General features: G+C 74.9%; 3 protein-coding genes. All 3 read left to right on the forward strand.

The window, feature by feature from the left end; all coding sequences use genetic code 11:
• Positions 1–22 precede the first annotated feature (22 nt).
• Positions 23–469 carry a YbaB/EbfC family nucleoid-associated protein gene (locus tag O7625_RS19195; protein ID WP_282340339.1) on the forward strand — a complete coding sequence of 149 codons (447 nt, stop codon included), beginning with the start codon at positions 23–25 and terminating at the stop codon, positions 467–469.
• Positions 469–801 carry a hypothetical protein gene (locus O7625_RS19200; protein WP_282340340.1) on the forward strand — a complete coding sequence of 111 codons (333 nt, stop codon included), beginning with the start codon at positions 469–471 and terminating at the stop codon, positions 799–801. The genes O7625_RS19195 and O7625_RS19200 overlap by 1 nt, the downstream gene beginning before the upstream one ends.
• A gap of 151 nt (positions 802–952) precedes the next feature.
• Complete coding sequence (locus O7625_RS19205; protein WP_282340341.1) at positions 953–26,296, forward strand: toxin glutamine deamidase domain-containing protein; 25,344 nt, start codon at positions 953–955, stop codon at positions 26,294–26,296.
• The last annotated feature ends 26 nt before the right edge of the window (positions 26,297–26,322 follow it).

Consider the following 26,322-nt stretch of genomic DNA (forward strand, 5'->3'; position numbering starts at 1 on the left):
AGACAACCGGAGGTGGGGACAGATGTCGAGTCCGTTGTCCAACCAGGTCGAGCAGGCGCTCGCCGAACTCGAACGGCAGAAGGCCGCGATCGACGAGATCCAGGGCGGCCTGCACACCGTCTACAGCACGGTCACCGCGAAGAACCGGGCGGTGGCGGTGACCGTCGACAGCCGGGGAGCGGTCACGGCGATCAAGTTTCCGACCTCGGCGTACCGGTCGATGGCTGGCCCGGAGTTGGGGGAGTTGCTGGTCGACACGATCGAGGCGGCCCGGGGCGAGGCGATGGCCCGTACCGTCGCCGCGTTCGAGTCGCTGCTCCCCGCCGGCCTGCCCATGATGGACCTGCTGACCGGCGGGGTCGACCCGGAACACGGCCCGCTGCCGATGGACCAGCTGCTCGACGAGATGTTCCGTACGGCGGGGCCGGACGACGAGCCGACGCCGGCACCCCCGGCCGGATCCCACTGATGCCCCCGGCCGAAGGGCTGATCGGTGCGGACACCGGCCGGCTGACCAACCCGAACTTCGACCCGTTTACCGAGGAACTGGACCGGGTGCAGCAGGCGCTTCGGCGCAGCGACACCGACCATCCCGGACTCGTCGGGGAACCGTACGCGGACATCGACGAGATCGTGGCGAACCTGCCGAAGGCGTCGGTCGGCGCGGACCTCATCCGGCTGCTGGGTGCGGTGCCGCAGGGCTATCAGGAGGACCTGCACGAATTGGGTCGGCTCCTGGCGAGCATGGAGGCGACCAACGCCGACATCTCCGGCGGGGTCAACAGCGGGCGGCACACCTAGCGGCCGACAGCGGTGCCCGCCGCGGGCGGGCAGTGCTGCGGCGCGTGGGCGGCAGTGCTGCGGCGGCCCGGCGGGCAGCGCTGCGGCGCGTGGGCGGGCAGTGTCCTGGCGCAACACCTGACAACGGCGTGACGACGAGGGGTGGTCTCCGGTGGCGATCGAGGTTTCGGCCGAACTGGCCAACTTCCTGCGGTTCCTGGTCGGCGAGAAGTTCCCGAAGGCCGACGAGACCAACCTCTTCGCCACCGCCGAGGCGCTGCGGCGGGCCGCCGAGCAGGTGGCCACGTCGAGCGAGACGTTCGGCGACGGGGTACGGGCGTACCGGGCCGGGGTGAACGGGCAGGCCGAGGACTCCTTCGTCGACGAGATGGAGCGCTACGTCCTGCACAGCCCGGGTTACCTCGGTCTGGTGTCGAAGTACACCAACCGGATGGGGGACAGCTACCGGGGCACCGCCACCGAGGTGCAGTACGCCAAGCTGATGATCATCGCGTCGCTGCTCGCGTTGATGCTGGAACTGCTGGCCGCCCTGGCGATCGCCTGGATCAACCCGGCCGCCGCGCTGGCCCGGCTCGCGGTCGGCCGGGTGATCATGCGGATCATCTTCCAGAACGTCACCACCCGGGTGCTGTTCCAGGTGGCGATGGCGCAGGTCGTCGGGATCGGCCTCCAGACGGTGATGGACCGGCTGGTGCAGCTCTACCAGATCCGCAACCACACCCGCGACGGCTGGAACAACGAGCTGACCCGTGCCGCCGCCGAGGTCGGCTCGCTCGGCGGCGCGGTCGGCCTCGGCCTGGGCGGGCTCATGCAGGGTCTGGAGCGGCTGGTCCGGTCGACGAACGTCGGCCGGCGGGTCGGGCTGACGGCATCGTCGAACACCCCGGAGCCGCACGGGTTCCGGCCCGGCGAGGCGGCCCAGGAGATCGCCAACGAGGGCGTCAGCGAGTGGCTCACCGAGTTCGTCTACAACGGCATGACGACCGGCGAGTGGGACGCCGACGGGGCGGCCGTCATTGCCGGTGCGCTCTCCGGGGTGGCGGGTGTCGCCGGCACCGCCATCGGCCAGCAGCTGAACCGGGCCACCGGCGGTGACCGGGACCGGAAGGCGGACCCGTCGGCGCTGGCGGACCCGGTGCCGGACGAGCAGTTGCCCGCGTACGACCCGGTCCGCCTGCCGGCGTACGACGAACCACCGTCGTACGCCGAGGCGGTGGCCGCCGTGCCCGAGGCGGGTGCCGGCGGCACCGGCGTCGGCGGTGCTACCCCCGGCGGTGCGATCCCTGGTGGAATGACGCCCGGTGGTGCGATCCCCGGCGGGACGCCCCCCGGTGGTGCGGCCTCGGGCGGTGCGGGCCGGGGCGGTGCGGCGGGGGGCGCGGGCTCCGGGGCCGGCGGGACCGGGCCGACGGCCCGTCCGGGTGCCGGCGGTGGCTCCGGCGACGCCGACCCGGCCGGGCACCGGCCGGCCGACTATGTGCCGACACCGCCGGAGGAGCCGACCGGGCCCGTGCCGGTGGACCCGCTCGCCGTCGGTGGCAGCCAAGGCCTGACCGATCTGTCGACCGCATCAGACCTGTCGACCGCATCCGATCTGTCGGGCATGCCCGGCGTGTCCGCCGCCCCGGAGCTGTCGGCAGCGCCCGGTGCGTCCGTGCCGGTGGACCTGTCCTCGTCGGCCGGCCCCCGGGCGGGCGGACCGCAGCCGGTCGGCGCACAGGCGCCGGGCGGGTCGGGATCCGCCACCCCACCGCCGGGGACCGGGTCGGGGACACAGACGGCGGGCGGATCGCCGTCGGGGACCGGGTCGGGGCCGGGTGCGCAGGCGGCGGGCGGATCGCCGTCGGGGGCCGGGTCGGGATCCCGGGCGCAGCCGGTGAACCCCTCCGTGCCCGGTACGTTGTCGGGCGTAGCGGCGGCGGGTCCACAGCCGGTGCCGGTGGGTGCGGTGCCCGACGCCACCGGGACGCTGGTCCAGGGCCGTGGGGCCGTCCTGGAGCAGCGGCTGACCGGGGTACTTCCCCCGTACGACGGTACGGCGCTGGACTGCGTGATCCGGCTGGCGGCGGTGGTAGGTGAGTTCTCGGCCCTGCCCCGGGTGACCCGGGACGACACGGCGGTCGACCCCGCGCGTCCGGAGCGGGACCTCGCCGCGCAGCTCGGCACCGAGTGGCAGCCGGTCTCCGACTGGGCGCAGGTGCTCGGCCCGGTCCGTGCCGCCGGCCCGAACGCGGTGGCGGCGGTGCTGGTGGCGCCACCGAACGCCCCGCGGCACGCCTTCGCCCTGGTCAACGAGGGTGGCGAGCTGTTCTGGGTGGAGACCCAGGCGACCGAGGGTCGACGGGTCCGGCCGGTCGGCGAACCGCCGGAACTGCCGGTGGGCGCCCGGGTCATCGTGCGGGACGGGCAGGGCAACCTGGTGCCGGTGCCGGGCGGCACGGCGACCGTGAGTGCCCTGGTGGACCCCGCCAGCACCAGCCGGTACGGCATGTCCCGGCCGGACCCGACACCCCCGGACCCCACCACGACCAGCCAGCCCGTCGAGCCGGTGACCGTGCCGACGGCCGGACGGTCCACCCTGACTCCGGAGGGGCTCCCGGCGGATCTGGTGCGGGTGCCGGCGAACGGACGGTGTCTTCCCTACGCGGTCCTGACGTCCGCGCCGGGGCTGGTGTCGCGCCGGTTGGCGGACGCCGGTCCGCTGACGCCGGAGGTCGAGCGCTGGCTGGCGGAGCCCGACGACGTCCGCACGGCGGTGAGCTGGCATGCCGAGCAGCTCTCCATGGGCATGGCGTCCGTGCCCGACGGCACGCCGATGGACCGTACCGCCGACGCCCTGATCGATCTCGTCGCCGGATATCTGACCATGCACCGCGACGCCCTGCCGACGGTGATCCCCGAACTCCGCCAGGCGCTGGCCGACCGGGAACGGGTGGAACCCGACCTGGTCTCCCGCGCCGACCGGATCGCCCTGCTGGAGCGCAACGGGTTCACCGACCTGGCGGAGTCGACCGACGACGACCTGCGCACCACCTACCTCGACTGGTACGCCTTCCAGGCCGGGCCGCTGACCGACCAGGAGTTCGACGTGCTCCTGGCCGCCGTGCGCGACTGGTCCCGATCCTGGTCGGAACCGGTGGGCGTGGCCCTGCTTCCGCTGCTGGCCTTCGCGCTCGACGTGTCGTTGAGTGTCCGCAGCCGCGCCGACGGTCAGGTGCGCGCGGTGTACGGGCCGGCGGACGCCGCAGCGGTGTCGGTCTACCACAACGACCGTGACCACTTCGACGCCTCGTCCGCCGGGTCGGACACCCCCGCCCCCGCCACTCCCGACCAACAGGCTGCTCGGGAGGCGCCGGCCACTGACGACCCCCCGGCCGTCGCCGACGTCGCGGACGAGCCGCCGGTCGGCGTGGATCTCGACGAGGTCTACGGGCCGGCGGTGCGGGCGGCCCGGATCACGCCGGGGGAACGCGACGACGCCGGGGACGTACGCCTCAATCCGCTCTGGTACCGGCTGGTGGACTTCCCCGCCCACCTGCTCGACCCGGCGCGGGCGCGGTCCTGGCGTTACGTGGTGGCCGAGGACGGCGAGATCTACCTCGGTGCGGCCGACGCCGCCGCGGCGCTGCGGCCACGGGACTTCCGCGCCCTGCTGGCGGGGATGCGGCAGCAGGATCCGGAGCTGACCGCCGAGCGGTTGCGGGAACAGCTCGGCGGGCAGGGCCACGCGGGCCTCGCGGTCGGCTTCGACGCGCGGGGCCGGGCCATCGAGCGGCACGCCCGGGTGGGTGGCGAACTGACCTGGAACGAGTCGGCCCGGCGCTGGCAGGTCGACGACCGCTCGGCCCAGTACATGGGGGCGACCCGCCCGACGGTGGACCCCGACGAGGTGCAGGGCTGGTTGGGCACCGTCGCGGCGACGGTCGGCGACCGGTTCGACCGGGACGTCACCGCGGTCCGACACACCCCCGACGACGCCGACCCGGTGGCCACCGTCACCGTCGACTTCGCCCCCGGCCAGCGGACCGCCGAGGACGGGCAGTGGCCCGAGCTCGACCTGTTCGTCGACCAGGTCGTCGCCCAGGCCCGCCGGGCGTGGGAATCCGACCGGCCCCGGGTGGTACGGGTCCGGATCGAGGGCGGTGGCAACGGCCGCCGGCTGCTGCGGCGGGGGGCCGACCGCACCGGTCGGCGGCGGGCGGCCTCGCTGGCGGAACTGGTCGGTACGACGGTGGCGGCGCGACTGCGGGCCGAGGGGATTCCGCCACGGATGGTGCGGGTCGACCAGAGCAGCCGGGGTGCCGGCCGGTCGAGGGCACCCGGCGGTACGCAGCGCCCGGCGACACCGGGGCAGCGCCGCCGGGCGGTGCTCTGGACCGAGCCGGGGCCCGCCTACGCCAACCGGATCCGTCGCCGGGAAACCGCGCCGACCGGGCGTACCGGCCAGGACCGTACCGACCGGGACCGGCGACGGTCGTCCGGGTCCACCCCGGCCGCACGGGCCGACCGGCCCGCCCCGGGCCGCCTGCGGCAGGACCCGGACGGGACCTGGTGGTACAGCGGCAGCCGGGTGGTGACGCACGACGTCCCCGGCCGACCGGGGAGCATCGCCCTGCTGTCGGAGCGGGAGTGGCGTCGGATGGCCCGCAACCCCCGGCTAGCCGCCGCGACCGACGGGGTGACGGTGCTGGTGCACGGGGCCGGTGACCGGTTCCGGGTGCCCCTGCGGCACACCGACGGCCGTACCGGCGAGGTGACCCTGAGCGTCGACGAGCTGCACACGATGCTGGAGTCGCCCGAGCGGGACGGCCGGCGACTGGCGCTGCTGTCCTGCGCGGCGGGTCGGCTCGGCGCGCGGTCCGTGCAGCGCCTGGCCGACCTGCGCGACACCGACGTGTTCGCGCCCGAGGGCGACCTGGTGGTGGCCGGGACGACGGGGCACCTGCCGGTGTCGGTCGACGGTCGGCCGTGGGCACTGTTCGTGCCCGAGGGCACCGGGGCGTGGGACGTGGTCAACGACGAGATCGTCGACCCCGACCGGTCGGACGCGCCGTTCGCCGTGCCGTTCGCCGGGTACGCCAGCCGGGCCGGTGACGCCGACCCGGACGGCGTACGGCTGACCAACGCCCCGCTGCCGCCGACCGGGTGGGACCGGATCCGCATCATCGGCGACGGGCTCTGCCTGCTCAGTGCCGTCGCCGTCGCGACGCCCGAGGCGATGGCCGACATCGCGGGCATGCCGTCGGACGCGGTGGACCGGCTGCTGCGGGTACGCCGCGCGGGCGTCCACGACACCGACCTGACCGACATCGACACGGCGCTGCGGGACGAGATCATGCGGCGGCTGGCCGACCCCTCCCCGGCGATGGCCGAGCTGTTCGACCAGGTGGCCACGACCTGGCTGTTCCCGGTCGGATACGACGTGCGGACCACCCTGCTCGACGCGGTCGACACCTGGGACTGGCAGCGGCTGCTGCCCGGCCAGGACGATCCGGACCACGGTGGCCGGGTCGGTGACGTGCTGCCCCTGGTGATCGGTGCGGCGCTCGGCCGGCCGGTGTGGCAGGGGCGGCTCGACCCGCCGTCGGCGACGGTGCTCTGGCCGGACGGCGACGGGACGCCGGTGCGGCTGCTCTACAACGGGCGCGACCACTACGACGCCTGGGTCCCCGACGCCCTCGTCACCCCGGCCACCCCGGTCGGCGTCCCCGACGACAGCGGCCGGACCGTCGACACCCTCGACAGCGGCCGGACGGTCGACACCCTCGACAGCGGCCGGACCGTCGACACCCTCGACAGCGGCCGGACGGTCGACACCGGCGACGGCGGCAAGGAGCCCGACTGGCGAGGGGTGGCCGGCAGCCCGAAGGGGCGGGGGGTGCTGTGGCCCTGGGACGGCGAGGACCTGGCCACGACGATGACCACGCTCATCCGGCAGGTCGACGCGGTGGACCTGCCCGGCCAGCACCTGCTCGTCCTGCTCGCCGACGCCGAACGTGCGCTGCTGCTCGGTGGGCGGGTGTTGCCCGAGGCGATGCTGGACGCCTTCTTCGCCGGCGGGCACACCGGCGGGCCGTGGACGACGCCCCTCGCCGTCGACCCGCGGGCGCCGCTGGTGCTCACCGTGGTCAGCGACGACGACGTGAACGCAGTGTTGTTCGGTCGCTCCGTCGAGCGGGAACTACGCCGCCGCCTGGACGCGGGCCAGGCGGCACCGGCCCACCTGAGCGTGGTGGTCATGCGGGAGTCCCAGGTGCCTGTCGAGCCGGTACGGATACCCCGGCTCCGCTTCCGGCTCCCCGTACCACCCGCCGGGCAGCTGTCCCGGGCACACCTCGCCGGCCTGCCCGAGCGGGTCCGGCAGGCGTACGTCGCGCCACCCGACTACACGGCCGGCGACCCGTCCCCGGCGTACGAGCCGTCGTCGCCGGACCGGCGGCACGAGGGTACGGCGGACTCGGGGGCGGCGGCACAGCAGGTGACGGCGCTGCGCGCGGAGTCCACCCCGCCCGGCCCGGTGCGGCGGGTGACCGTCGCGGACACCGGTCTGGCCGACGGTCTCGGCGGGCACCGGGGCTGGTTGCTGCGCGGCGGATGGCCGTCGACGGTGACCGGCACCACCGGGGTGGCTCCGGTGGAGCTGACCGTGGCGGCCCCGGCCGACACCACCCGGTTGGTCCGGCTGTCGCTGCCCGCGATCGAGGGCCAGCCGGCGCTGGAGGTGGACGCGCTGGTGGCACCGCCGGCCGGGGCGTCGCTCGACATCGACCCACGCCTGATCACCGTGGTCCCGCTGTGGCGCAACGACTTCGTCGACGGCCCGGTGGCCCAGCCGGTCACGGACCCGCCCGAGATGGTCCGCCGGGCCTGGCAGTACGTGATCGAGGACACCGAGCAGACCGAGACCGCCGGGATCCTGGCCGAGCGGCCCGACCAGCACGACGACAGCCCGCTCGACGGGACCGAGCGCCGGATGCTGCAGGCCCGCGTCCTCGCCGCGGTCCGGGAGACCTTCTGGGAGACGTTCGGGGATACCCCGGCGTACGCCGCCGGGCTGGCCGCGTTCCTCGAGATGCCCGAGGACACACCCCTGGCCGACTACTGGCAGCACGAACCGGTCCGCGAGCTGATCACCCGGCGTCCATGGCAGCTGCTCTCCGGGGTGCTGGTGACCTACGTGGACCGGTACGGCTGGCGGGGCGCACACCGGATCGTCGTACAGCCCGGCCGGCTGGACGCGGAGTCGTCCGACGCGCTGGTCACCCCGGACGGCACCCGCCACACCGCGGCCGACTACCTGGCCCGGCTGCCGACCACCGGGGGCACCCGGGTGCTGTTCTTCCCGGACCTCGACCACGCCGCCGTGGTGGATTCCGGTTTCATCCAGGGGGTACGGGCCTCCGCCATCGTCGTCCTGCCGACGCTGCTGCCCGCCGACGTGCACTGGATCGTGCTCGGCACCAGTGCCGTCACCGGCGCCGAGGTGAGCCAGCTCGTCACCCGACTCGACGACGCGCTCGCCCGGGCCACCCTGCACGCCGCGGACCCGGTCGAGGGCCGTGAGCTGGCCCAGGCGCTGCTCGCCGACCCCGACCTGCGGATCTACGAGGACGACGACTGGCTCGCCGAGATCTTCGACAGCGAGCTGCTGGCCACGCCGACCGAACCCGTGCGGCTGCTGCTCGCCCGGGCGGAAAGGGGGGACGTCGCGAGCATCCGAACGGAGTTGCGGCAGGCCGGGGTCCTGTTGATCGATCCAGCCGTGCTACCGAGGCACCGCGTGCTGATCGAGATCACCGATCCCCGTCCGGAGCTGGTGCAGTCCTTCCAGACCACCAGTGGTGGGACGCGCCGGGCGCAGTTCCTCTTCGACGGCAGGTACGCCGCCGACCATCCCGACACCTGGCGGGTGATGACCGAGCCCTGGGTGAGCATCCACTCCTGGCTGGCCGTGATCGACCCGGGCCGGACCTATCCCTGGGACCAGTTCCTGCTGGCGATGGCACATCGGGACAAGGTTGCGCGGCGCATCGGTGAGACCCCGGGTGCCTGGCCGGGAGCCGGTCACCGCCTCGCCCCGGTGTCGCCCGCCGCGCTGGCGCAGGTGCAGGAACTGTTCGCCGGCCGGTCCACCCGGGAGGGGGTGATCTGGACCGAGTCCGCCGAGTCGCCGAGCCAGACGTTGTTGCTGGTCGACGCGGCCGCCCGGAGAATCGTCGATTATCCGATGGTCTACTTCGTCCCCCAGCCGCCCGAGGTTCGGGCGACGGTCACCATCCCGCAGAGCGAGGACCTGCGCGGCCGGGGGTTGGTCGTCGCCGCCGGGCAGCTCGACGGCGACCGGCTGACCGGGGACGGCTGGGAGGTGACCGCCGACGAGGTGATCGCGAGCGAGGCGTTACGGGCGCATCCCCGGGTCGTCCTGCTCGACCGGTCGCCGCCGGAGGGGAGCCCGTTCGTCGAGCGGCTGCTGGAGCGGGGCGTCGGCGTGCTCGCGCCCGACGCCGACCTGGCCGGCTGGACCGCCGTCTACCAGCTTCCCGGCTGGCAGCTGGAGCTGACCGGCCCGGACAGCGCGGACCTGCTGCGCGAGCTCCGGCACGAGTTCGACGCCGTGGTGCTCAGCGCGGCCGAGGCCCGCCGCCGGACCCCGACACAGACCGCGCTGGTGCGCGCGGTCTTCGACCTGCTCGGTCGACCGTACGGGCAGGTGGTCGTCGACGGTCAGCTCCACCTCCACCTGGACCGGTGGGCCTCAGCCGAGGCGTTCGCGGCCGAGGCCGGCCACGACGGGCTGGTCCTCGTCGGCGGCTCCGACCAGCACCGGCACGACCTGACCCTGCGGGTTCCCGTCGACCAGGTCCGGGGGTTCCAGCGCTGGTCCGGCGAGGAGCTTCACCTGGTCATGGTGGACCCGGCCACGATCGCCCCGGTCAGCGACTTCCTCCGCGACCGGATCGCCACCGGCCCCGTCGTCCGCTGGACACCCGACCTGGGTCGGGCGGCGCGGGCGGCGGACGTGGGCCGGCCCTATGCGGACCACGTGACGCTGGGTGGGTTGCCGATCCCGGCCGCCCACGTCGACGACCTGATCCGGACGGTCCGCGACAACCCGTCGTGGCGCGGCCTGGGCTGGGCGGTGGACCCGGATGCGGTCGACGACGCCCAGGCCCTGGTGTGGCTGGGCGCCGAGATGGCCGCCGTGGAGTTCCCGGTCGACGAGGATGAATCCCTGCTCGCCGTGGGCATGCCGGTGTCTGCCGTGCCCGCCGCCGACCGGTACGGCGACGGCGTGGTGCTCTGGTCGCCCGGTCGCTCCGGCCTGCCGGCCTCCCTGCGTGCCGCGGCCCGGGTGGCCGTGGTGCCACCGTCCGAGATGGACGACGTCGTCGACGGCGTCCGGGCGGGTTTCCCCGTGGCCGAAGCGGTCGCGGTCCTGAAGGAGCGGCTGCCCGAGGGAACCCGGATCATCGTGGTGCCCGGCGAGGTCGAGTCGATCGCGGAGATCCCCGGGATCTTCGAGGCGGTGTTCGCGGTGGTGACCCGCTCCACGATCGGCGACCCCGGAACGTGGACGGCCTACGCGTGGTCCGACGAGGAACGACGGATCGGTGTGCTGACCGGCGCAGACCTGGCGTACGTCATCGCCGGGTTGGCCGCCACGGACCCGACCCTCGGTGAACAGATCGTGCCGGCCCCGACGATGCTGGCGCTGCCCCGGGCCGCCGTGCGGTTCCTGGCCGACACGGTGGCCGCCCGGGCCGTCGAGCAGCCCGACGGCCCCGCCGTCACCGACGTCGCCTTCGTCGCCGTCGAGGAGATCAGCGCCGACGACCACGTGTACACCCTGCCGGAGGGCTCGGTGATGCGCGTGACGGCACCCGGTCCGGACGGGGAGCAGGTCCTGCACGGCTGGTTCATCGACGGGGACAGCCTAGCCGAGGCCGGGCACGACATCCTGGGCGACGAGGACGGAACGCTGGCGACGGCCCTGCCGACCCAACTCGCCGAGGACCTGTCCTACGACCGGCGGCTCGCGATGCTCGAACTGGCCCGTCTCGTCGGAGTCGGACAGCCCGTCACCGACAATCCGCTGCGCCAGCACGGGATCCGCCCGGCCGACCGGACCTTCGTGCCCGACTGGACGGTGCCGGTCGGCCCACCGGTCGGACCGGCCTGGTGGGTCGGCGCGGACGTGTCGGCCATCGAGATCACGTCGACCCCCGCCGGCCGGCTCCCCGCCCGGCGGGTGCTGGCGTGGGAGGTGACACCCCCCGCCACCGACACCGGGCAACCGTCCGACGACGTGCCACCGCCGCAGCTGGTGGCGGTCCCCTACCGGGACGGACCGCTGCTGGGAGTCATGCCCGACCAGGTCTGGGCGTGGGGGCTGGGCCCGCTGCTGGGCGAACGGGGCGTCCTCGTCGAACCCGGCGTGGTGAGCGGCGACGGGGTGACCACCGGGCGTCCCGACGGGCGCGGCGCGCTGCCCGCCGACGTCTACCGGGCGATTCTGCCGGACACCGCCGCCGGCCTCCCCGTCGTCGTGCTGCTCGACACCGGTACGGCGGCGGAGGAGTTCGCCGGGGCGCTCGCCGCGCGGTCGGCCGTGGTGCTGGTCCGCACCGGGGACGGGCAGTGGCAGGCCCACCGTCCCCGGCCGGGCACCGGCGTTCCCGATGTCATGACGGGACCTCAGGCGTACCCGTTGTTCCACCAGGCCGTCGCGGCGGTCACCGCCGACCTGGCCGAGCTGGCGGGTGCGGTCAACGACCTGGGCCAGGAGTGGGGTGGGACCATCCCGCCCGACGGCGTCACCCTGTGGGGCCGGCTGTCCGGGCTGCCCGCCGGCACCCTGGCGGACCGGGCCGCCCGGCTCGCCTCGGCCCTGTTCGGGATGGACCGGCTGCGGGCCGCTGTCGACGGTCCCTCCGGCGAACGGTCGGTGGGCCGCGTGCTCACCCACCTCGGTCTGCCCGGAGCGGCGGGGCAGCACCCGGCGTTGCTGGCCCGACGGCTGCACGCGCTGCAATTCGCCCCGGTGCCGGTCACGGCCCTGGGGCTGCTGCCGGACAACGCGGTCGCCCTGGTCTGGCTGGGCGACGCCGTGGTCCTCGTCCACCGTGCCCCCGACGGCACGCTGACGCTCGTGCGGCCGCAGGCCGAGTCGGCCGACCGGCTGACCGCGCTCGACCCCGACGGGCTGACCGAACCGCCGTGGATGCTGCTGGCGCGGGGACGGCTGGTAGCGGTGCGCGTCGCGAGCGGCCATCGGGTGCTCGGCGGCCAGGTCGTATCCGACCCGCCCCCGTACCCCGCCCGGGAGCGGCCGGCGGACTCCGACCCGGACCTGCCCTCGGACTCCGACCAGGACCCGTCGTCGGACTCCGACCAGGACCCGTCGTCGGACTCCGACCAGGACCCGTCGTCGGACCGGGAGCCGGATCAGGACGCCTCGTCGGACCGGGACTCGGATTCCACGTCGACCGGCGCGGCGGGGACGGAACCCGGCCCGGGCGACACCGCGTCGGTGTCGACCGGCCCGACGGAAGGGGCCACAGCCGCCGCGGCCGGCCCGTCCCCGGCGGCGCTGCACGCCGTGGGGGAGGCGCTGCGCCGGCTGCCGGCGGCCCGCCTCGCGGCCGGTCGGCAGGTCCGCCGGGGCAGGCCGTCCCTGGCCCGGCTCGCCGGGTGGGTCGACGCGGTGCAGACCGACGAGGCTGGTGCCACCGAGGACAGCTCCCGGGTCCGGGCGGCCAGCGCCCACCTCGTCCTGCACGGGCGGATCGGCGATCTCCCGGTGACCGAAGCGGCGGTCACCACGCTCAGCCTGGCCGGGTTCCACCGGGCACTGGGCGGGCGGCCGGTGGCACCCGACGTCGGCCGTCCCGGTTCGCTCGTCCAGGCGTTGACCCGCCGGCCGGGGGCGATGATCCTGGTCCACGAGCAGCCGCCGGACGCGCCTGCCCGGGTGTTCTGGCTGGTCGCCGACGACCGGGACGGTGCCGTGGTGCCCCGGGTGGTCGACCCCGCCCGGCCGGGGGTCTTCGCCCGGTCCGCCACCGACGCCCCGGTCACCGCCGCGGCGCTGACCCGCGCCGGCACCACCGTGCTGACCGTGGACGCCAACGGCGACGCGATGGACCTGGCCGACTTCCTCACCCCGTCGCCGGCCGGCCTCACCCGGGCCACCGGCGACCCGGCGCTGGTCGTGGCCGACGCCACCGACCTGGTCCAGGCCATGGTGCGGCTGGTCGACGGCTACTTCGGGCGGACACCCCGCACCCTCGGCGGGCAACTCACGGTGACCCCGGAGACCATCCCCGGCACCCTGGCCGCCGCGCTGGGCGGGCAGTTCGAACCGCTGCACGACGTCGAGGCCACCGTCACCGCGCTGCGCGCCGCCCCGGGCTCGTTGGCGCTGGCGTACCTGCCCCGGGCGCAGGAGCCGGGACATCTGCTCATGTTCGTCGTCGAGCCCGGGTTGGCGACGGTGCCGGCCCAGCTCATGGTCGTCGGGGTCGACGCCGCCGGGATCAGCGACGCCGACCTCACCGAGGCGCTGTCCACCGGCCGGGCACAGGTGCTGCTGCTCGACGCGACCGGCGAGGCCCGCCAGGTGCCCGGTCGGGAACCCACGGCGGAACAGGTCACCGCGGTACGGACCGCGATCACCGCGCAGCCGCTGCTGATCGGGGTGCCGCACACCGGCCACCCGGCGTGGAGCGACAGGCTCACCACCCAGGTGACCCGGCGACTGGGCACACTGGGCGTGACCATGGCCAGCGCCCGGCCCCTGCTGCACGCGCTGGCCACCGACCCCACCGGGTTCCTGCACCACGGCTCCGGTCACCCGGTCCGGGTCGGCCGGGAAAAGCGGTTCGCCTGGGTACGCCTGCTGCCACGGCCGAGCGACACCGACGAGGTACGGCTCGCCCCCGGCCTGGGTGGCGTCCAGGACCGGCGGACCGCAGGTGTGTCGGCGTCGACATGGGCGCAGCCCCAGGCCACCACCGCCCGGGTCGTGGTGCCGGTCCCCGCCGGGGGAGTCGGGGTGACCGTCCTGGGTGGCGTGCTGAGCAGCCGGGCGGTCCGCACGATCGGGCAGTCCCTCACCACCGGTGACAACGGCATGGTGATCGGGGTGCCCGACTCGTTCCTCACCCGCAGCGCGGTGTTCGTCCAGGTCGAGATCACCGAGCGGCCCGCCCCGCCGGCCTGGGCCGCCGTACCGGCCACCTGGGTGCCCGGCGACGGTGACCGCCTCTGGTTCCGTACCCCCGAGGTGCTGGCCACGATGCGGCCGATCAGCGACGGCACCGCGCTGACGGTGACTCGCGCCGGGGCGGCGTTCCTGCGGGACGCGAGCTACCCGGTGGAGGTCGTCGACGACGGCGCCCTGCCGACCACCGTGCAGTCCGGCATCCCCGACGTGGTCCGCCGGGGGAGCAACCTCAGGGTCTGGCGGCTCTGGGGCGGCCAGCGGGCACTCGACGCGGTGCAACCCGGCGCGACCGCCCTGACCGCGACCAGCTCGTCGTGGCTGCGCCGGCCCGCCTACGCCCAGGGGGTCCGGCCCGCCCTGCGGCTCACCCGGCTGACCCCGATCGGTGAGCTGCCCGAGTCGGCACTGCTGCGCGCGGCGGCCGCGGTCACCACCGGCCAGTCGGTGCAGTCCGCCTCGGACCGGGGCGGCTTCCTCGCGGTGCTGATCGGTCGGGCGTTCGGCCTGCTCCGGCTCTCCGCCGGACCGGCTGTCTCGGTCGTCGACCGCCGGGCGCAGGCCCTCGCACCACAGGTCGAGACCACCGCCGGGCAGGAGACCGGCGACCACACCCTGGGGCTCTACCTGGCCGAGTACACCGGCACGGTGCAGTGGAGCATGCACCGGTCGGTCATCCGGTCACTGGCGTACCGGGGGCTGCGGCGCGGGTCGCAGCCGGTGTCGGTGCGGACGCTGCTGGTCGTGCCGCAGCAGCACGCGGCGGCGCTCGCCGGGGTCACCCCGTCGGCGCGGCCCGACCGCGACCTGGTCGCCCTGCTCGCCGGCACCGTCGAGGACGACCCGGACGACCCGCGTACCCTGCCCGACTACCTGTGGCAGGGCGACCGGCTGCGGATCGGACGCGGTTTCCTGCACGGCGGGGACCTGGTCGCCGGCCTGGTCGCCGACCGGCTGCGGCGGCTGCTCGACGACGACCGCAACGCGGTGTACCGGCAGTACCTGCCCGACTGGGACAACCCGCGGGTGCAGACCGACCGGATCCGGCGGGCCCTGGACCGGCTCGGCAACGAGGAACGCCTCGCGGCGCAGAACAGCCCGAGCCGCTACTCGGCACGCCTGTTGGCCACCGCCGACGGGGACCTGCTGATCGAACTGCGGGTACGGGACATCTTCTCCGGCCGCACGCTGGAGGTGCGGATCGGGGTCCGGCGTCGCCACCCGGACACCGCACCCCGGTACCTCGGCCGGCGGGGCACCCACCCGGACCCGGTCACCGCCGACCTCCCCGAGCCCAGCGACAGCGGGTCGAGCGAGTCGGAGGACGACGAGCCGACGGTGAAGCTGCGCACCAGCCAGGGCCGGGCACAGGCGGCGACGAACCGGGCCGTCCGCAGCATCGCGTCGGGCGTGCAGGCGGGCGCGTCGGTGGGCAGCGACGCGCTCGGTGGCGCCGCCGGGATCGGGCTGCGGCTGCAGGGCGTCTGGCGGGACGTCATCGAGGTGACCCAGGGCAGCCAGGCCGGCGTCGTCGGCATCGGCGGTGGCGCGGTCGCCGTGTTCGCCGACGACGTCCGGTTGGAGCTGTCGGCGTCGGTCATCGTCGAGTACCGGGGGTTCCTCGTCGACGCCTGGCGGTGGCTGGCCGACCACCCCGTGCAGGCGCAGCCGCTGCGCTTCGCCGGCGACGCCACCATCGACCTCGAACTCGGCTTCTCGGTGCCGTTCACCCAGACCATCGCGGTCGGGCAGCCGCAGCCGGTCGTGCTGCCCACACCGGTCGGCGCGCCGGGTGCGGGCATCGTGCTGCGCGAGGCGCTCGGTGAACTGCTGCCCGCGGCCGTGACCCGGCAGCGGCAGCAGCTGCGCAACCTCGGCGCGGCACTGGCCCAGCACACCGTCATCCACCACGTCCACGGCCTGCCCGCGCTGCGCGAGCAGCTGCTGGACGCGTTGCGGGGCGCCACCGCGGACTACATGGACGCCGGGCACCTGCCGTCCGGCACCGGCGGTCGTCGGCGGGGCACGGCGTTCAGCGGTGACATCCCCGGCACCCCCCTGCACCAGTGGCTCAACGCCTTCGTCGACCAGGGCCACCTGGCGGCGTTGCTGGCCCCGGCCACCCAGCAACCCCAGCCGGTGCACGCCCCCAGCGTGGTCGTCGGCGACGACGTGCCCGTCACGGTCTTCGTCTTCGCCGAGGTGACCGGGCACGACCAGACGCCGTCCGGTGCGGCCACCGGCGACGGGTACGAGAGCGCGGTCGCCGGGTACGCGGTCCGCCGCTCGGCCACGGACCGGGGTGGACAGTTCCGGCTGGATGTCGGCGGAGGCGGCGCGGCGTGGCGGGCGGCCGAGCCCAGCGGCCCCGCCCAGCCCGGTGACGCGGGTGCGGGAACGCCGGGCGGCCAGGCACCCGCCCCGAACCCCACCCAGCCGGCCGCCCGCACCCCCACCCAGCCCCCCGCGACCCTGGCGCTGCGGCTGTTCGGCCGGCGGCAGATCGAGTGGACCAACGGCGAGACGGTCGTCGCCGTCGCCGAGGTCGAACGGACCATCAAGCACTCCGAGTCCCGGACCGTCCTGCTGGGTGTGCACGGTCGACTGCGGGTCCACCTCGCCGTGGTGCTCACCGAACCGAAGTGGGTGCTGCCCGACCGGTCCTTCACCCGCTACCGGCAGGTGGGCGACGTGTCGCTGCTGGGTGAGATTTCGGCCGAGGAGTACCGGCAGGCCCTCGGCCCGACCCCCGGTGGCTGGCGGCTGCCGCGCGAGGTCACCCCGCCGGCGGCGCAGGTGATGCACCAGACCAGCCGGCTGGTGGACGTCCCGGCCCTCGGTCAGGCCATGCTGGGCTGGCTGCGTTCGCTGCGCCTCGGCGGCGACGAGGGAATGGAACTGGTCGGCCACGACCGGAACACCGGCATGAACATCAGCACCGTCCTGCACCACACCGACCCGGTCACCATGGCCGCGCACCTGGGCGACCTCTTCGACGGTGGCCTGAGCTTCGTGCTGCGCTACCCGGGACTGCTCAGCCGTCCGGCGGTGCAGATCATCGTCCGGGCGGTACCGGCCACCGACCCGCCACAGGTGGGTGAGCTGCGGGCTGGCGCCAGCAACCTGGAGTTGAGCACCGTCAGCGAGGTCGGCGGCGGACGCCAGTCCGGCGAGGCCGTCACCGACGAGGTGGTCCCGGTGGCGCACGTCGGCGAACGGGCGGCGCTCAACGCGCTCGGGGCGCTGGGGCGTACCGCCGCCGGCCGCTCCAGCGACGTCACCCTCGGCCGGGCGGTCACCGCCGTCGAGACCCCCGGCCCCTGGCTGCCTGTCGACTACGGGCCACAACGGCTGGTCTTCACCGCCCACCGTCGCCGCCAGGAGATCGGCCGGCACGAGATCACCGTGCCGCTGCGCACCGAGACCGCCGCCGAACACCTCAACCTCACCTACCGGCCGGCCGGCCTGGCCACCGTGCTGCCCGACCCGGCCGCGGTCACCGCCGCCCCGTTGACCCTGGGGGGAACGGACGGGCCGCTGCGGCTGGTGCCGATCCCGGCCGACAACTGGCTGGCCTGGCGGGACGGCGCCGTGCCGGTGCCCGACGGGTATGCGGTGCTCGGCTTCAACGGAGCCGCCGCCCTCCAGGCCACCGCGCTGCGGGCGCTGCGGATCGTCGGCACCGCAGCGACGATCGGGATGCCCGGAACGACCCTCAACTACCAGCTGATGACCCTGCTGGGACGGACCCACCTGTGGGCCGCCACCCCACACCGGATGGCCGGCCCCTACGAGATCACCCTCGCCGACGGGTACCGGCTCGTCCTGCACACCCGGGTCACCGCGGTACGGCTGGACACCGTGCTCGTGCCCGCCGAGGAAAGCTCCGGTGTCGGTGGGGCCGGCCGGCACGGTGACGCCCGCCTGGTGGCCCGCGCCGACGCCGCCCTGCCGGACACCCTCGGCACCTCGGTCGGGGTCGTGCCGGCGCTCGGGGTCTCCGTGCCGGGCAACGCCAGCCAACAGGAGGCCGCCGGGCACCGGACCGACGTGCTGCGGCTGGGGCTGGACGACGAGGGCGCGCGGGCCAAGGTGTGGTGGACCACCGAGACGATCGTCGTCGCCGAGCACACCGACCTCACCGGCACCCGCCGTACCGCCCTGCAGGTGACCATGCCCGACTCGCAACCGGTGCTGGTCGACCAGGCCGAAGCCCTGGACCACCTGCTGGCCGGTGACGCGCCCGGGAGCGCGCCCGTCGACCGGGTGGTCGTGGCCGGGCTCCTGGAGCAGGCGGTCCACGCCGCGAAGCAGGCGCAGAAGGCGCTGAAGTCCTGGCGGGAGCTGGAACGGATCGCCCTGGTCGCCGAGTTCCCCGGGGACGCCGGCAGCACCGCCGACGCGGTCGCCAGGGCGGCCGCCGCGAACGCGGCGGAACGGGCCGAGGCGGAGGCGTCGGCCCGTCGCCGCTGGTGGGAGGCCCGAGCCGAGGTCGAACGACTGGTGGCGCTGGCCGCCGGCCACCTCGGCCGGGGTTCCGTAGCCGACCCGGTCCTGCTTCCCCCGACCGACGGCACCGATCCGACGCCGCCCGGTGGACGACCCGCCCCGCCGGCGGCCGAGCGGCGTGACCCGGTCGAGCCGATTGATCCGGTCGAGCCGATTGACCGGGTTGACTCGGTCGTGCCGGTCGTGCCGGTCGTCGACGACCGTGCGCCGGGCCGGTCGGTGGCAGCGGCAGCCCTGGCCGGGCCTACTCCGCCACCGGCGCTGGGCCGTGAGGTCACCGACAACCAGTTCACCGCCCTTCCTCCCCCCGCCGCCGGGGAGGTGGTCGACGTCAACCGCAACGGCCTCTGCCTGCTCGAATCCGTGGTCGTCAGCGCGTTGCCCGAGGTGCGCGGCCTGCTCCCCGACGGGTACCACGGGCAGCTCGACGAGATCCAGGCCTGGCGGGACGCCCGAGGGCACCTCGACGTGACCCTGCCCTCCCGGTTGCGCCCCTTGGTCCTGCGGGTCGCCGACGGCCTGCGCGCCCAGATCCATACCCTGCTCGTCGACGGCCGGCTCGCCGAGGTGGAACAGGTGATCGCCGACGGCGGACTGCTGGGCCGGGGTGTCAGGGGACAGCGGCGGGTACGCGTCCAACTCGCGCGGACCGTCAACAGGTGGCAGGCGGACTGGGTGGCCGACACCGGCGACTACCTCGTCCTGTTGGTCGGAGCGGCGCTGCGCCGACCGGTGGTGCTGGCCACCCCCGTCCCGTCGGCGCGTCCGGCCGGCGACCCGACCGACGGCTCCCGGTCCGCCGACGACGCGCAGGCGGCGGACCGTGATCAGGCCGCCGACGACGCGCAGGCGAACGTCGGCAGCTGGTCGATCCGGACGGTCTACAACCCGCGCTTCGACGGTGCCGAGGCCCGGATCAGCGAGGGACCGGTGCTGCTCTACCTGGCGAACGGCCACTACCGGGCGTGGCTCCCGGAACCGGACGTGCTCGATCTGGCCCGGACCCGGGAGGAGGCGCTCGACCTGCCCCGCCCGACGGCCGGCCACTGGCGCGAGAGCACCGATTCGGCGACCCGCCGACCCACGACGACCGGGAGCGACCCCGGGTACGACGCCGTGCTCAGCGACGCCGTGCTGAACGATGCTGTGCTCAGCGACGCTGTGCCGAGCGACGCGGGCAGTGACTCCCTGCTCAGCGACGCCGAGAGTGACGCCGGGTCCGACGGTGCCGTCCTCGGCCATCCGGGCGGTCATGCCGGCGTGCCCCGGCCGACCGGTCGGGGACGGCATCCGTTGACGCTGGCGGGGTTGGAGACGGCCGTGCAGGAGACCCAGGACGTGCAGGCTGCCGTCCGTCCGACCGGCTCGGTGACGGATTGGCGCCCGCCCGAGGATCCGTTGTCGTGCCTGGCTCTGGCCCGTCGGTTCGCGGCCGTCCTGCATCCGGGCATCGACGGGTTCGTCCGGCCGGGCCTGCGGGTCGGTCGGACCCGGGACGACGCCACGATCGGCACCCGGTGGGCCGGCGACTTCGCCGGTGACCGGTCCGACTGGGCGGTGGTGGATTCCTGGGCGCAGGTCGAGCGGGCGCTCGTCGCCGCCGTGCCCGGCACCGCCGTCTTCGTCCTGCTGGAACGTGCGGGCAGCGCCCCCGGGCACGCCTTCGCGGGGTACCGGTTGGACCGGGAGACCGATCCGGTGTGGTGGGTGCAGTTCGGCGGTGACCGGGGCGCGGTGCTGCTGCCCCGGGCCGCGGCGGACAACCGGCTGCCCCGGCTCAACGCCCTCGGCCCGGAGGTCGCCGCCCGTGCGGTCCTGGTGGATCCCGACGGCACTGTCGATCCGGCGGCGCTGGTCGACGCCGGGACGCCCGCGCCCGTCGCCTCGACCTCGGTGGCGCGGGCGATCGTGGACGCGCCGGTGAACCGGACCTTCCTGGGCCATGGCACGGAGTTCGAGTTCTTCGAGATGCTCGACCTCAGCGCGGCCGCCGACATGTTCACGGGAGCCACCGCCGAGACGCTGCCCCATCAGGCCCGGACGAGCGCGCTCGCCGAGGATCCCGCGGGCACGGTAGCCATCGAGGTGGAGACCAAGACCTACTTCCGCGACAGCGGCGACGGCCAGCTCTACCGGCGACCGGCTCCGCAGCGGACCAAGGAGGTCGTGGCCATCCTGGAGGTCATCGTCGGCGTCGTACCCGACACCGACGCCGAGGTGGACGCCCACCACGGCGGCGAGTCGTTGTACCCGGCGATGACCGCGCTGGGCCAGGCCCTGTCGGCGCTCACCGGGCCCGTCCCGTTCGCCCAGCTCCTGGGCACGGTGCAGGCCGCCGGCCACCTAACCCAGGTGGTGCTGACACCGCTCGGGCGCAAGGCGACCGTCGGCCCGCGCCCGTCGGACAGCGAGCCCGGTGCCCGGGTGCACCACAGCATCGGGGTTCCGCTCGCCGGCGCCCACTCGTTCCTGACCTACGTCGCCCGGCACACCTGGCGCAGCCCGACGAGCGTGTCTCCCTCCTACGCCCGCCCCCACCTGGAGGACGCGTTGTCCTTCGCCGACACCGTGGCCGACCACTTCGCCGACGGGGGCGGCAGTCCTCGGGACGTCGCGGAGCTACGCGGCTTCGCCACCGTGCTGTACTCCAACACCGCAGGCGTCGCCGGAGCCTGGCTCCACAGGGGTCTGGTCAAGGAGAACGTCGCGGCGTTGTCCCGGCAGGACATGCGGGTGCTGCTCGACGCGTTGTCCCCGGCGGCACGGGCCTATTTCCAGGACAACTTCACGGAGATCGCGGAGTTGTTCCGCGGCACGTTCATGGACCGGTTCCCGGATCTCGAAGAGCGCTTCGAGCTGAGGACCGGGGTCAAGCTGGTCGGTGACTTCTTCCAGAACGTCTCCTTCATCGACAAGAGGAACGGGAACAAGCAGCAGTCGATCATCGACTACCTCCGCGGAGACGTGCGGCAGCGTCTCGGGTACGGCGGGATGACCGTGATCGACGGTTTCGACACGTCCAACGGCGCGCTGCCGCTGATGGTGCTGGAGGTCCGGTACTTCGGCGCGCAGCACGTCGACGGTGCCACCGCCCAGGTGGAGGCAGCCGTCCTGCGCCGGGAGGCGGGGGCGGCCTTCGACGAGGCGCTGCTGGTCACCGGCACGGCGGTGGAGCGGCCAGCGGGCGTCCAGCTGGCCCTGCCCGACCGGGACCTCTGGCCGATGTGGCGGCACGCCGGCCCGCCCGGCCTGCTCACCGTCGAGTTGCCGTTGTACGCGACGGACTGGTCGCTGCGCCCCCTGTTGCCGGTCTCCGACGAGGTGACGGCGATCCGGGTCGTCCAGCACGTGGGCCTTTCCGAGCACTACGTCTTCCTGCAACGCCTCGCGGACCTCACCGGCCGTCCCGTGTACGCGTTGGCCGAGGAGGCGACGCCGAGGTGGGATCCGGATGCGGGGGAGCTGCGGGTCGACTGGCCCGACGGCACGCGGCCCTGGCTGGAGTTCCTGCCGGCGGTGTACGACGCCGACAGCGACCGGGGAATCCGGCGGGGTGTCGACCCCGACGGGGTGCTCGTCCCGCTGGACGACCGGGTCGACCTGCTGGAACCGATGACGGTCCACCTGAACCTGTATCCGCCCGGCGTGGCGCATGTCCTGCCCCCTCTCTACGGCACCGAGGACCTCGACGTGCTCGACCTGGTGCCACTGATCCGGGCGGCCGACAGCCGCCAGCTGGTCTTCGCCGGTCCCGACGCGCCGACGTACCTGCCCGGCTGGGCGACGACCGTCGTCGAGACCGTCATCGCCCAGTCGACACCGGTCGAGGGTCTCGTCCTCGTCGGGCACCCGCTGCCGCACGCGGCGGCGCAGACTTTGGTCGACGTGCTCGGACAGGCGGTGGCCGAGCAGCCGGGACTGCTCGTCACACCGGTGGTCCTGACCCACGGGGCGGACATCGACATCACGACGCGCGCCGGTGCGGCCCGGATGGTCTCCACCGCCGACGGCCTCGGCGGATGGCGGGTGTTCCGGCCGGACCAGAAGGGCCGCACGAGTGCCGTCCCCGCCGACCTGCGCGCGGTGGTCACCGCCCCGCCCCCGGTACCGGAACAGCCGCAGGGCACCACGGACCCGCTGCTGCCGGAGCCCGACGAGGTGGAGGAGGCCCCGCCCCGCCCCGAACCCGGCACGGTGCCGCGCGGGGAGTACGAGCCGTTGGAGTGGACGATCCGGCGCGCGATGGCACAGGTCGCGGTCCGCGAGCACCACTGGGTCGACCCGGTCAGCCGGCCCGGACCCGCCCGGGACGACCGCTACGAGGTCGTGTCGTGGTTCGCGGCCCGCCGGTTCCACTACGGCGGCCAGCCGGTGACCGACCTGACCGTACGGGTGTGGCTCGACGGGGACACCGGTCGGGCGATGTTCGCCGCCCTCGAACGCGGGGTGAACCGGGTGTTCAACAGCAGCGCCGACACGACGGCGTACCGGCTGCCCAACCGGGCCGGCGACCTGCTGCACGTGACCGTGGAGCGGGCCGCCGCCCCGCACGACGCCCACCTGCGGGTGCAGGTGATCGACGAGGGGCCGACCGACCAGTTCCACTGGCGTCGCGACGCCTCGGAGGAGGACCTGGTACACGAGTTCGCCCACCAGCTCGGCCTGCGCGAGGAGTACCGCGACGACACCGCACCGCACCGCCCGCACGTGCCGGGCAGCCTGCTCGGCGACCTCGGGGGTCGTCCCGCCGACGCCCTGTCCGACGAGGAACGGGCGGCGCTGTCCGAGGAGGAGAAGGACCAGCTGCGCGGCATGCGGTGGGCCGGGCTGCGATCGCGGCACCTCCACCTGCTGGCGGTGCTGGTCGGCGAACCGGACGCCGACGGGGAGTACCGTGCGGTGGACGCGGAGTTCCGACCGATCGGTGTCGCGCCCTTCGCCCCGCAGACCACGACGGACCAGCCGGGACAGCAGCCTCCGGCAGCCGATCCGACGGTGCCGCCGGTCAGGGCGGCCCAGCTGGAACGCAGCTGGCGCACCCGGCCCGAGCGCCTCGACGTCGAGGCCCCGGTCCGGATCGCCGCGGAGCACGCCGTCCGGGCGGTTCTCGACCGGGTGGAGCTGCTCCGCCGGCCGTGGGACCTGGAACTGCTCGGCGACACCCCGTCGTCGGCGGCCGTCGGGGACCACCAGCGGCTCGCGCCGGCCGAACCGGTAGCTGACTGGGCGGTGTTGACCGGACCGACCCGTGACGCGATCGCCCGGCGGGCCGCGCTGGTCACCTCCTGGTTGGCCGGCCTGCCGCAGCCGGCGACAGCCGGCACGGCGGTGGAGTTCGGTCTGGTGCTGGGCGTGCCCCCGGAGCTGCTGGCCGACTCCCGGGACAATGCCGTGGCCGGCGTCCTCGCCGACGCCGCTGCCGACTTCCTCCGGGGCCAGCTCGACGCCCGGCTCCCCGCCGGGATGCTCCCGGTCCGGGTCCTGGTCGAGGTCACCGCCTTCGACGGGGTCGTCGACGGGGTCCGCGAGCAGGTCCGGATGCAGGTCGAGCTGTCGCTGCGCCGGGTGCTCCCCGGCCCGGTGTACGCCGACACCCCGACGTCCGGCAGCGCGGTCGGCGGCGTCCACGACGGTCGGGACCTCCGCAACGACGTGCTGCTGCGCGTCACCGAGGCGCGGCAGGCCCTCGAAGGGCTGCCCGCCGGGGAACCGGAGACCGCGGCGGCGGTCGTGGTCCACCAGCTCGGCGGCGTCCTGGTCCGGCTGCTGCCGGTGCTCGTCACGCCGGCCCTGGCCGCCCCGTTCGCGGCTCACGCCGCCCAGGTGCGTGGCGTGCTGGACGACTTCCGCTGGCTGGTGGGCCGGTGGGCGCAGCAGTGGCGGACCGGCGACGTCGAGGTCGCCGGGCTGGTCACCCGCGCGACCGGGACGCTCGACGCGATCGTCGACCTGACACCGCTGATCGAGCTGGCCCCGGCGGCCCATCGCGACCTCGACCTGACACCGCTGGTCGACGGCCACCAGTTGGACGACACGGACCACGTCGCGGCGCTGGCCCGGTTCCGTGCCGAGCTGACCCGGCTGCGCGCCGCCACCGGGATCGCGCTGGACGGGCCGATCATGCAGGTCTACGGCTGGCAGCTGCTGACCCAGGCACTCGGGGCGCTGTGGTTCGGCGTGACCGGGGGCCCCGAACCGGTTGCGGACTCACGCGCCCTCGGGGCCGCCGCTGCGGCGCTCGACGCGTACCACGAGGTGGTCGGCGGGCTCGGTGCCGGCACCGCTGATCTCGAGGCCTTCGACCGGGCGGCCGGGGCTGTCGGGGCGCTGGCCGGCTGGCTGCGTCCCCGCCCCGACCTGGCGGCGACAGACCGGGAGCTGGCCCGGCTCGACGACGCGCTGGCGGTGGTGGGTCTGCGCACCGACGTGCAGCTCGACCGGCTTGCCCTGGACGCCCGGGAGGCGATGCTCGACGGGCTCCTCGACGCGGCGACCGCCGCCCTGGACACGTTCCGGATCAGCCGCGACCCCGGCCGCCGCGCCCTCGCCGGGATCCCCGGCGCGCCGGGTCCGCTCGCCGACTGGATGACGCTGCTGCGCACCCTGCAGCAGATGAGCGCCCTCTGGAACGGCGGGGAACCGGACCTGCCCCGGCTGCGGGCCATGCACGGCCTCGCCGGACAGGTCCGCGCCGGCATCGCGGCCGGTCGGGACGACTTCGTCCGGCTGGCCAACCGGGAGTCTCCCGGTGGCGACCCGCGTGCGGTGTCGAACCGGGTCCTCGACGCGCCGGCTGCGGGGGCCCGCCGGCCGGCCACCCCGGCCCGGTCCGCCGCGGGCGTGACCGGACCCGGGACGGTGCGGCCCGGACCCGGTCAGGTCCTGCTGCACCTGGTCGTCGAGGTGCCCCGGGGGCAGCAGAGCGGGTCTGCGGAAGCGGTGTCGACCGACCTGTACCAGGACCCGGCCACCGGACGGGTACAGGTCACGACAGGTGACCCGTACGCCCCCGTCGCCGTGTTCACCCGGCCGGAGACCGCGTACGGGGTGGCCCGGGGGATGGCCGACCACCTCGCGCAGGTGGGTCTGTCCTCCGGCGACGGTCCGGTGGTACGCCGGTTCGTGGTCGACGCCGACGCGTTCACCGCCCCGGACGACGCGCCGGTGTACGTCTTCCCGGCCCGTGACTTCGCGGCGCTGGTCGACCGGGCCGAACCCGGCTCGCTGGACAGCTACGCGACCGACCCGGAGACGGTCGACGACACCACCCGTGCCCTGGACGCGCTCGCCCCCGCCGACACCCCGGTCGTCACCGTCGACGGGGCCAGCCGGATGCTGCCGACGCGGGAGCCGAACGCCCGACACCGACCGCGCCCGGAGCCGGCCCCGGTCGCCACCGGCGACCTACCTGCCGGCACCGCCGTCCCCCCGGTCGTCCGTCGGGACGCCGCTCCGGCTGCCGCCGTCCCGCCGGGTACGGCGTCGGCCGGTCCGGTCTCGCCGGGCACGGTGCCGCCCGGTCAGGTCCTGTCGGGCACCGTGTCCCAGGGCGCGGTTCTGGCGGGGATGGTCCTGGCGGGGGTGGTCCTGCCGGACACCGTCGTCGTGCCGGGACTCGGTGACATCCTGGTCACCGGACTCCCCGGACTGCCGGTCTACCCGCCCGGCGCGCGGTCCACCACACCCGCCCCGGTAGCGGACCGCCCCGGCAGCCCGCCACGCCGTCGACAGCGCACCCCGCGACCGGTCACCGATCGGGGGTGAACCGGCACGCCCCGGGGACCGTTGTG

It is taken from the genome of Micromonospora sp. WMMD714, assembly GCF_029581315.1.
Classification (GTDB): domain Bacteria; phylum Actinomycetota; class Actinomycetes; order Mycobacteriales; family Micromonosporaceae; genus Micromonospora; species Micromonospora rifamycinica.